Annotated in this window: 9 protein-coding genes; 7 read left to right on the top strand and 2 right to left on the bottom strand. The window is 63.6% G+C overall.

The features are described 5' to 3' along the window. Positions 1–166 precede the first annotated feature (166 nt). The 3 genes from BFQ01_RS04285 to BFQ01_RS04275 all read left to right on the top strand — a co-directional run bounded on the left by BFQ01_RS04285 (position 167) and on the right by BFQ01_RS04275 (position 2,719). Positions 167–382 carry a hypothetical protein gene (locus tag BFQ01_RS04285; RefSeq protein ID WP_176718732.1) on the top strand — a complete coding sequence of 72 codons (216 nt, stop codon included), beginning with the start codon at positions 167–169 and terminating at the stop codon, positions 380–382. 749 nt (positions 383–1,131) lie between these two features. Continuing rightward, positions 1,132–1,983, top strand: coding sequence for a GNAT family N-acetyltransferase (locus BFQ01_RS04280; protein ID WP_065924336.1), 852 nt, complete (start codon positions 1,132–1,134; stop codon positions 1,981–1,983). A 22-nt stretch (positions 1,984–2,005) separates the two neighbouring features. Next, positions 2,006–2,719 carry a cupin domain-containing protein gene (locus BFQ01_RS04275; protein ID WP_065924335.1) on the top strand — a complete coding sequence of 238 codons (714 nt, stop codon included), beginning with the start codon at positions 2,006–2,008 and terminating at the stop codon, positions 2,717–2,719. 1 nt (position 2,720) lies between these two features. Here BFQ01_RS04275 and BFQ01_RS04270 read toward each other — a convergent pair whose 3' ends face one another. Then, positions 2,721–3,605 (bottom strand): LysR family transcriptional regulator, encoded by an 885-nt coding sequence (locus BFQ01_RS04270; RefSeq protein ID WP_065924334.1) that lies wholly within the window; start codon positions 3,603–3,605, stop codon positions 2,721–2,723. Positions 3,606–3,700: 95 nt separating this feature from the next. On the opposite strand from BFQ01_RS04270, the gene BFQ01_RS04265 reads away from it, so the two are divergent. The 4 genes from BFQ01_RS04265 (at position 3,701) to BFQ01_RS04250 (ending at position 8,010) form a co-directional block, all read left to right on the top strand. Next, entirely contained in the window at positions 3,701–4,837 is a 1,137-nt protein-coding gene (locus BFQ01_RS04265) for a DSD1 family PLP-dependent enzyme (RefSeq protein ID WP_065924333.1), read from the top strand. Continuing rightward, complete coding sequence (locus BFQ01_RS04260; RefSeq protein WP_065924332.1) at positions 4,827–5,234, top strand: RidA family protein; 408 nt, start codon at positions 4,827–4,829, stop codon at positions 5,232–5,234. Before BFQ01_RS04265 ends, BFQ01_RS04260 begins: the two co-directional genes overlap by 11 nt. After that, the gene (locus BFQ01_RS04255) at positions 5,231–6,403 is read left to right on the top strand and encodes an NAD(P)/FAD-dependent oxidoreductase (protein WP_065924331.1); all 1,173 of its coding nucleotides are present in this window, start codon (positions 5,231–5,233) and stop codon (positions 6,401–6,403) included. Before BFQ01_RS04260 ends, BFQ01_RS04255 begins: the two co-directional genes overlap by 4 nt. Positions 6,404–6,546: 143 nt before the next feature. Further along, positions 6,547–8,010 (top strand): aldehyde dehydrogenase family protein, encoded by a 1,464-nt coding sequence (locus BFQ01_RS04250; protein WP_065924330.1) that lies wholly within the window; start codon positions 6,547–6,549, stop codon positions 8,008–8,010. Between the two features lie 208 nt (positions 8,011–8,218). Here the strand turns inward: BFQ01_RS04250 and BFQ01_RS04245 are convergent, their stop codons facing one another. Further along, positions 8,219–8,707: an Hcp family type VI secretion system effector gene (locus tag BFQ01_RS04245; RefSeq protein ID WP_065924329.1), complete on the bottom strand. Its 489-nt coding sequence runs from the start codon at positions 8,705–8,707 to the stop codon at positions 8,219–8,221. Positions 8,708–8,977: the final 270 nt, after the last annotated feature.

The following is an 8,977-nucleotide window of genomic DNA, read 5'->3' as shown; positions in this document are numbered from 1 at the left end:
GTAACCAAAGGGCTCTTGCCCCACCACTCGGTACCTCGCCTAGGCTCGGTATGCCCGAACGCAGGCTTGAATCCGTGGGCCGCCGTCATGGGCCGTCCCTGGCCCAGGACGGCTAACCCGGCGTCCTGCCGGGTTACCCACGGATTCAAGCCTGCGTTCGGCCAGCGTGGTTAACGGGGCGCCTGAGATCAAGATCAAAAGCCAGAGCCAGAGCCAGAGCCAGAGCCAGAGCCAGAGCCAGAGCCAGAGCCAGAGCCAGAGCCAGAGCCAGAGCCAGAGCCAGAGCCAGAGCCAGAGCCAGAGCCAGAGCCAGAGCCAGAGCCAGAGCCAGAGCCAGAGCCAGAGCCAGAGCCAGAGCCAGAGCAGATCAAAAGATTGCTGACTTCGTCAGCGGTTAAGGAAGTAGAAGCCACACCGCGCACGCTTCAATGATCAGGTCGGCTTTAAGGCCGCCTCGCTTTGGCTTTTGATCTCAAATCGCCCCGTCAAACACGCTGGCCGAACGTAGGCTTTGGAGCGTGGGTAACCCGGCAGGACGCCGGGTTAGCCGCGCTGGGCCAGGGATGGCCCATCGCGGCGGCCCACGCTCCAAAGCCGGAGTGAGGGCACACCGAGCCTAGGCGAGGTGCCGAGTGTTGGGGCGAAGACCTTTTGGTTACTTTTGGGTCTTTCCAAAAGTGACCCGCTGTAAGAGCGGAACCATAGGTGGCCGTGACCGCAGCAACGGATATGTACTCCACCCCAAAAAAAGCGGTCGGCCCAAAGGCCGCCACGGAACCAAGCGCCCTCGCCACAGACCGCTGAAAAAAATTGTGCAGATACTTATGCCCCCGATGGCAGCAGCTCAGCTACAGATGCATCCACTGACACTGCCTCATCGGGGGCAAGTCGAACCGTCGCACCGCCCCTCCCACATTTTTAACCCTGTACCCCCGCCCTACTCCAGTTGGCTCCAACGCCAACCTCATGGCATTTGCTGCTGCCCCCCAACCCCAATTAAGTAGTAACTGTGGTCTCGCCCCACACACCACGAGGAATCTACCGAATATTCCCGCCCCCCTTGCCAGCCCTCAACCCAGGTGGGATACAAGCACCCTGACGCCACAATTAACAACGCTCCGGAGGCTCGCCATGTCCGCCCTGCCACACCCCACTTATCTCTACCGCCCAATGACCGCAGCCGACCTCCCGGCCGCCCACGATTTGTCGGTGCAACTCAAATGGCCTCACCGCCTGGAAGACTGGGCAATGTTGCAACGGGTCAGCGACGGCTTCGTGGTCATGGATGGCGAGCGGCTGATCGGCAGCGCGTTCACCTGCCCCCAGGGCGACTACGCCACCATCGGCCTGGTGATCGTCAGCAATGACTACCAGGGCCAGGGCATCGGCCGGCGCTTGATGGAGAAGGCCATTGCCGCCTGCGATACGCGCACGCCGGTCCTCAACGCCACCCTCGCCGGCGCGCCGTTGTATGCCAGCCAGGGGTTCGTCGAGTTCGGGCGAGTGCAGCAACACCAGGGCCAGGCGTTGGTGCCCGCCCTGCCGACGCTGGCCGACGGCGAAACCTGCCGGGCGCTTAACGCCGATGACCACGCCAGCCTGCTCGCGCTGGCCAAGGCCGCCAGTGGTATGGACCGTCGTGAAGTGCTGCGTGACCTGCAGGTGGAGCACGCCGTGGGTATCGAACGCGACGGCCGCCTACGCGGCTTCGCCCTGCTGCGGCCGTTTGGGCGTGGGCGTTGCATCGGCCCGGTGGTGGCGGAAAATATCGAGCAGGCCAAGTACCTGATCGCCACCTTGCTGGCCCAGGTGCCGGACACCTTTGTGCGCATCGACATTCCCTTCGCCTGTGGCCTCAGCGACTGGCTCGAACAGGCCGGCCTGAAGAACATCGACACCGTCGCGCAAATGGCCCTGGGTACGCCGCCCCAGGCCAGCCAAGGCGTACACCCCTTTGCCCTGATCACCCAGGCGATCGGCTGACTTTTCTCCCGGAGCACTCCCCATGTCATCTCCCCGTATCCTGCTGTTGGCACGCGCCGACGGCAGCCGCGTTGCCACGTCTTTCAACAAGGCCGCCTTGAGCGCGCAGGACCCGTTCGGCGACAGCCGCCAACTTGCCTGGATGGGCGACGATGGCGTGTCCGCAGGCTTGGTGTCCTTCAGCGGCGAAGCGGTGATCGAAGATTTCCCTCACAGCGAAACGCTGGTGGTACATGCAGGCCATGTCGTGCTCAGTGCCGCGGAACAGACCTTGGAATTGGACGTCGGCGCCAGCGCCGTAATCGGCTTCGGCACACGCCTCACGGTGCAGGCCAGTGCAGGCAGCGAATGGGCGTTCTGCGCGGTCGACCAGGCCGATGCCCCGGTGTGCCCCGGCCTGACCCTGCTCGACCCGCACACCCTGCTCAACCCCTCCGCCGCGCCGGAACCCCAGATACTGATCGGCCCCACCCCGCAGTGCCGCGCATTCAACCTGTTCGACGATGCCGTGACCGAGCTGCGCGTCGGCATCTGGGACTCGACGCCCTACGCCCGCCACGGCCGCCCGCACAAACTGCACGAACTGATGCACCTGCTCGAAGGCCGCGTCACCCTGCAGGGCAACGAAGGTGGCGAAGTCACGGTGAATACCGGCGATACCGTGTTCGTGGCCAAAGGCGCGCCCTGCGCCTGGACCAGTACGGTGTACGTGCGCAAGGTCTACGCGGTGAAGTGACTCAGGCCTTCAACGCCTCTTCCAGAAACGTCACCAACGCCTGTACGCGCGGGCTGCGCAGTTTGCGCGACGGCACCAGCAGCAGCACCGGTGCGCTGTCAAAGCTCCAGTCCGCCAACACACGTACCAGGCTGCCGCTGGCCACGGCGTCACTCACGTCCCACTGCGAACGCAGCACCAGCCCCAAGCCTTGCTCGGCCCAACGCCGGGCAACGCTGCCATCGTTGCTCAACAACGCAGGTTCCACGCGCAGGGTCTTGCGGCTCTGGCCTTTGCGCAGGTGCCACAGGGTCACGTCCTCATCATTTTCGCGAATGCAGATGCAGCGATGGGACGCCAGCTCATCCGGCGCAGACGGCACGCCGTGGGCGTGCAGGTAGGCCGGGCTGGCGCACAACCAGCGCTCGTTTGGTGTCAGTGGCCGCGCGGTCCACAGGCTGTCATTCAGATGGCCGATGTGAACCACCGCATCACTGTCATGGCGATCGGGCCAGGGCGTCTCGCGCAAATCCAGCTGCAAACACAGCTGCGGGTGCAGTTTGGCAAACCGCGCCAACAGCGGTGCGATGCGCTGGCGGCCATAGCCAAACGGCGCCGCCACCCTCAAGGTGCCCACCAGGGTTTCATCCTTGTGCCGGAACGACTCCGGCAGCGCCTCAAGCTGCTCCAGCAACAGCGCGCTCTCCCGCGAAAACCGCTCGCCATCCGCCGTCAGGCTGAGGCGCCGCGCATCGCGATTGGCCAGGCTCAGCCCGAGCAGCGTCTCCAACTTGCGCAGGCGCATGGACAACGCCGGCGGCGACACATTCAGGGTGCGGGCGGCGGCGCTCAGCGACTCCGAGCGGGCCAGGGTCACGGCAAGGCGAAGGTCTTCGATGGAAATCATTCAATTTTACTTAATGATTGATGAGCGCTGATTGAACCACACGTTAACAAGAGCTGAGTAGAGTGCAGCCTGTACCCAGCCACGCGAGCTCCGCCATGTCCACGCCGATTGCTTCCCTCGACACGCCCGCCGCGCTCGTCGACATCCCGCAGATGCAGCGCAATATCCAGCGTATGCAACAACGCATGAGCAGCCTGGGCGTGCGTTTGCGCCCGCATATCAAGACCAGCAAGTGCCTGCCGGTGATCCACGCCCAGATCGCCGCCGGGGCCAGCGGTGTCACAGTGTCCACCCTCAAGGAAGCCGAGCATTGTTTCGCCGCCGGCATACGCGATGTGTTCTACGCCGTGGCCATCGCCCCAGGCAAACTGCCCCAAGCCCTGGCCCTGCGGCGCAAAGGCTGTAACCTCAGCCTGCTCACCGACAGCGTCCCGGGCGCCGAGGCCATCGTCGCTTTCGCACAGCAGCATGACGCACGCTTCGACGTGTGGATCGAAATCGATTGCGACGGCCATCGCTCCGGCCTGGCCGCGCAGGACCCTGTACTGATCGACGTCGCCCGCATCCTCAGCGAGGGCGGCCTGCACCTGCGTGGCGTGATGACCCACGCCGGCTCGAGTTACGAGCTGGACAGCCTTGAACCCCTGCAAGCGCTGGCCGAACAGGAACGCGCACTTTGCGTACGCGCCGCAGACATCCTCCGCGCAGCCGGGCTGGCGTGCCCCGAGGTCAGCATCGGCTCCACCCCCACGGCCCTCTCGGCGCTGAACCTGGACGGCGTCACCGAAGTACGCGCAGGTGTGTATGTGTTCTTCGACCTGGTCATGCGCAACATCGGCGTGTGCCAGGCCGATGAGTTGGCGTTGAGCGTACTGACCACCGTGATCGGCCATCAGCCGGACAAAGGCTGGATTATCACCGACGCCGGTTGGATGGCCATGAGCCGCGACCGTGGCACCCAGCGCCAGCGCCAGGACTTCGGTTACGGCCAAGTGTGCAGCGAAGCGGGCGACTGGATCGACGGCGCGCGGGTCACCGCTGCCAACCAGGAACACGGCATCGTCACCCTGGGCGCTGCCCACAGTGACGCGCTTGTCACGCGCTTCCCCATCGGCAGTCGGCTGCGCATCCTGCCCAACCATGCCTGTGCCACCGGCGCGCAGTTCCCGGATTATCACGCCGTGGAGGCCGATGGCAGCGTGCACACCTGGAGTCGCCTGCATGGCTGGTAATCGCATCCACTCGATTCATAGCACCCACGCGGCACCGCCGGGCGGGCACTATTCCCAGGCAGTGGCACACGGCGGCGTGCTGTATGTATCGGGGCAACTGCCGGTACGCGCCAATGGCGAGCACAGCGCCGGGCAACCGTTCGCAGTGCAAGCCTCGATTGCCTTGGATAACCTGGTGGCGATCCTCGGTGAAGCGGGCCTGAGCCCCGGCGACCTGCTCAAAGTGACGGTGTACGTGGTCGGCATAGAACACTGGCCCGCCTTTGATCAAATTTACGCGCGCTACCTGGGTAACCATAAACCGGCCCGCGCCGTGGTGCCCGTGCCGGTGTTGCACCATGGCTACCTGATCGAAATCGAAGCGGTGGCCCGTGCTACACAGGAGCAGCCTGCATGAACCCGCAAAAAAGCGCTGTGCTGATCATCGGTGGCGGCATCATGGGCGCCTCGTCGGCGTTTTTCCTGCGCCGCCGCGGCTGCTCGGTCACGCTGCTGGAACGCGACCAGATCGGTCAGTACGCCAGCGGTGTGAACTTCGGCAATGTGCGCCGCCAGGGCCGCTACCTGGGGCAACTGGAGCTGGCCAATCGTTCGTGGGCACTGTGGAAGCGCCTGCCGGAGCTGATCGACGACGACCTGGAATTCATCCCCAGCGGCCACATGCGCGTGTGCTATCGCGAAGATGAAATCGCCGAACTGGAGGCCTACGCCGCCGCGCCGGAAGCCGCGCAACTGGACCTGAAAATCTATCGCGGCGCCGAGTTGCACCAGCGTTTCGGTTTCCTCGGCCCCGAGGTGAAAGGCGGCTCCTACGCGCCCCACGACGGCCACGCCAACCCACGGCTGGCCGCGCCGGCGTTTGCCCGCGCCGCACGGCGCCTCGGTGCACGCATCGAGGAAAAAACCGAAGTCGCCGACGTGGAAAAGGTCAACGGCCTGTTCCACGTCACCACCACCGACGGTCAGTTGTTTGTTGCCGAGCAATTGTTGATTACCGCCGGCGCCTGGGCCGCGCGCCTGTCCGAGCGCTTCGGCGAGCCGGTGCCGCTGGAGCCCAACGGCCCGCAGATGTCGGTGACGGAACCGGTGCCCTACGCCTTGCCCACCGTGATCGGCGTGTTCACCAAGATCAAGGAAGAGGTGATCTACTTCCGCCAGATCCCGCGCGGCAACATCATCATCGGTGGCGGTGCCCGCTGCACGCCGGACATGCTCAACCGCCGCGCGTTTTTCAAGCCCGAGAGCCTGCTCAACCAGATGCGCCAGATGAAACGGCTGTTGCCGGGCGCCGAGAAGCTGAACATCATCCGAGTGTGGAGCGGCATCGAAAGCTACACACCCGACTCCCTGCCGGTGATGGGCCCCAGCGGCAGCGTGGACGGGCTGTTTTATGCCTTCGGCTTCTGCGGCCACGGCTTCCAGCTCGGCCCGGGCGTGGGGGATGTGATGGCCGAACTGATCAGCACCGGCAGCACCAGCACCTTGATCAGCCCGTTCGATATCCGGCGCTTTACCCAACCTTCGACGGTGCCGGCAAACGCCCCCACCACAGGAAAACTCATATGAGCCTCACCCGCCTGCCGGATTCAGCAGATTATCCCTTGCAGCGTTGAATAACGGCATCTTTGCGCGGGAGCCTTTTGCTAGCTTATCCGGACACCGGGCCGTGCTGTTTGCAGCGCCTATTACCGCTCCAGGGAGCCAGTTGGATGACCACTCAATCTTCAAACAGCTACAGCGTTGATGCGCAAACGGCTCACCAGTTTTACATCAACGGTCGTTGGACGTTCCCGGCGATCCCGGCGACGCTGCCGGTGGTCAACCCGGCCAATGAAGCCGTGGTTGCCGAGGTGGCACGCGGGTCTGCCGAGGATGTCGACCGGGCCGTTGCGGCGGCACGCGGGGCGTTCGCCGGTTGGTCTGCGACCCCGGCTGCTGCGAGAGCCCAGGTGCTGGGGAAAATCCACGAACTGATCCTTGAGCGCAAAGAGCAACTGGCACAGGCGCTGTCCCTGGAAATGGGCGCGGCCATTGGCTTCGCGCGGGCGATGCAAGTGCCGCTGGCGGCCGAGCACGTGCGGGTCGCCCGGGACCTGCTGTCCAGTTATCGCTTCCAGACCGTGGAAGGCGGCACCGCAATCGAGCGCGAGCCCATCGGCGTGTGCGGGCTTATCACGCCGTGGAACTGGCCGCTGTATCAAATCACCGCAAAAGTCGCCCCGGCCATCGCCGCCGGCTGCACCGTGGTGTTGAAACCCAGCGAACTGTCGCCATTGAGCGCCCTGCTGTTTGCCCAACTGGTGCATGACGCCGGTCTGCCGCCTGGGGTGTTCAACCTGGTGAACGGCAGCGGTGCCGAAGTCGGCGCGGCCATGGCGGCCCACGTGGACATCGACATGATCTCCATCACCGGCTCCAACCGCGCAGGCGCGTTGGTTGCCCAAGCGGCCGCGCCGACAGTCAAGCGGGTCACCCAGGAACTGGGGGGCAAGTCGCCGAATGTGCTGCTGCCCGACGCCGACTTCGCCAAGGCTGTGCCGCTGGGGGTGATGTCGGCGTTTCGCAACGTCGGCCAGTCGTGCAGCGCGCCGACCCGCATGATCGTGCCGAGAAACCGCCTGGCCGAAGTCGAAGCCCTGGCGGCGGCTACCGCAAATGCATTGATCGTGGGCGACCCGCAATCGGAAGAAACGCAGTTGGGCCCGATTGCCAACGAAGCCCAGTTCCATCGCGTCCAGGCCATGATCCAGGCCGGCCTCGACGAGGGCGCCAAACTGCTGTGCGGTGGGCCGGGACGGCCGGCGGGTTTTGACAAGGGCTTCTATACGCGGCCGACGGTTTTCTCCGACGTGGACAACGCCATGCGCATTGCCCAAGAGGAAATATTCGGCCCGGTGCTGTGCATCATTGCCTATGAGACGGTGGATGAAGCCGTCGCCATCGCCAACGACACGGTCTACGGGCTGGGTGCTCACGTTCAGGGGCAGGACCTAGATGTTGCGCGGGCGGTGGCTTCGCGTATACGGGCGGGCCAGGTGCACCTGAACCATCCGGCGTGGAATCCGATGGCGCCATTTGGGGGCTACAAGCGCTCAGGGAATGGCCGGGAGTATGGGGTGCAGGGGTTCGAGGAGTATCTGGAAACCAAGGCGATTATCGGGTTTGGCGAGTGAGTGATGGGCCTTTATCAAGCTTAAAATAAATTATTGATTTTAAAGGGTTAAATTTTCACTCTAAAATCTTGAGTCTTGCATAAACAAATTTCAGGCGACCGCATTCTTGTGGTGAGCGGGCTTGTCGAATCGTCGCACCGCCCGTTCACCACAGAGAGATGTGTCAGGGTTTGAAAGGCTGTGTGGATACCTATGCCCTCTCAGCGCATCACACCTTGACGTTCTGCCGGATATTCCAGCCAAACTTCACCGGCCCGCCGTCCTTGGCGCCATCGGCCTTCTGCGGCTGATAGCTGACGTCGACGGTGGCGAAGTTCAAGGCGATGCTGTCGTACAACACATCTTCGGCCGTTTCAGCGCGGGTGCTGTAGGACACCACCATGACCTCCTTCAAGGTGATCACCAGATATTCCACCGGGCTGGCTCCGCCGGCCTTGCGCACCACCAATTTGGCTTCGGGGTAATGCTTGCCGGTGGCGCAGGCCATCATCAGGTTGGGGCTGGATTTATCCAGGGGTTTGGTCAGGTTCAGGTTGGCAAAGTCGGCCTTGCCCGAACCGCCTCCCGTGCCGGAATGCATCGAGCCCGTTTGCGATAAACCCCAGCCCCAGTTGGTAATGTCGATCTCGTCACGATGGGCCTGGTCCCGCGATTCACCCTTGATATCGCCCAGTTTCAAAAACATATCGACTGCCATGTTGGCTCCTTGTCCTGTTGTGCGTCGGGAGTGACGTGGGGCGCACTGTTCCCGAATCGAGACGGTGCTCACAAGATGGCAAAGCGGGATCGGGAAGTGCCTGCCTTGAAATGGCGAAACGTCCGACATTAATTTGCGCCACTACGTCTTTACCCTCTCGACTCCCCAAAAACCCAGGAGTTAAGGAATGACGACCGCCTTGTTCAACGATGGATTCCCCTCGGCCCACCGCACCACCCGCCAACGCATTGAAAGCAGCATCGACCTGCG

Source organism: Pseudomonas sp. 8 R 14, assembly GCF_900005955.1.
Taxonomy (GTDB): domain Bacteria; phylum Pseudomonadota; class Gammaproteobacteria; order Pseudomonadales; family Pseudomonadaceae; genus Aquipseudomonas; species Aquipseudomonas marginalis.
Note: the sequence above shows the minus strand (reverse complement) of the source record. Positions and strands in the feature narration are given on the sequence as shown.

Bases quoted from the DNA above. Each gene is read 5' to 3' on its own strand.
- BFQ01_RS04280 (WP_065924336.1), top strand. From the start codon at position 1,132: ATGTCCGCCCTGCCACACCCCACTTATCTCTACCGCCCAATGACCGCA.
- BFQ01_RS04275 (WP_065924335.1), top strand. From the start codon at position 2,006: ATGTCATCTCCCCGTATCCTGCTGTTGGCACGCGCCGACGGCAGCCGC.
- BFQ01_RS04270 (WP_065924334.1), bottom strand. From the start codon at position 3,605: ATGATTTCCATCGAAGACCTTCGCCTTGCCGTGACCCTGGCCCGCTCG.
- BFQ01_RS04265 (WP_065924333.1), top strand. From the start codon at position 3,701: ATGTCCACGCCGATTGCTTCCCTCGACACGCCCGCCGCGCTCGTCGAC.
- BFQ01_RS04260 (WP_065924332.1), top strand. From the start codon at position 4,827: ATGGCTGGTAATCGCATCCACTCGATTCATAGCACCCACGCGGCACCG.
- BFQ01_RS04255 (WP_065924331.1), top strand. From the start codon at position 5,231: ATGAACCCGCAAAAAAGCGCTGTGCTGATCATCGGTGGCGGCATCATG.
- BFQ01_RS04250 (WP_065924330.1), top strand. From the start codon at position 6,547: ATGACCACTCAATCTTCAAACAGCTACAGCGTTGATGCGCAAACGGCT.
- BFQ01_RS04245 (WP_065924329.1), bottom strand. From the start codon at position 8,707: ATGGCAGTCGATATGTTTTTGAAACTGGGCGATATCAAGGGTGAATCG.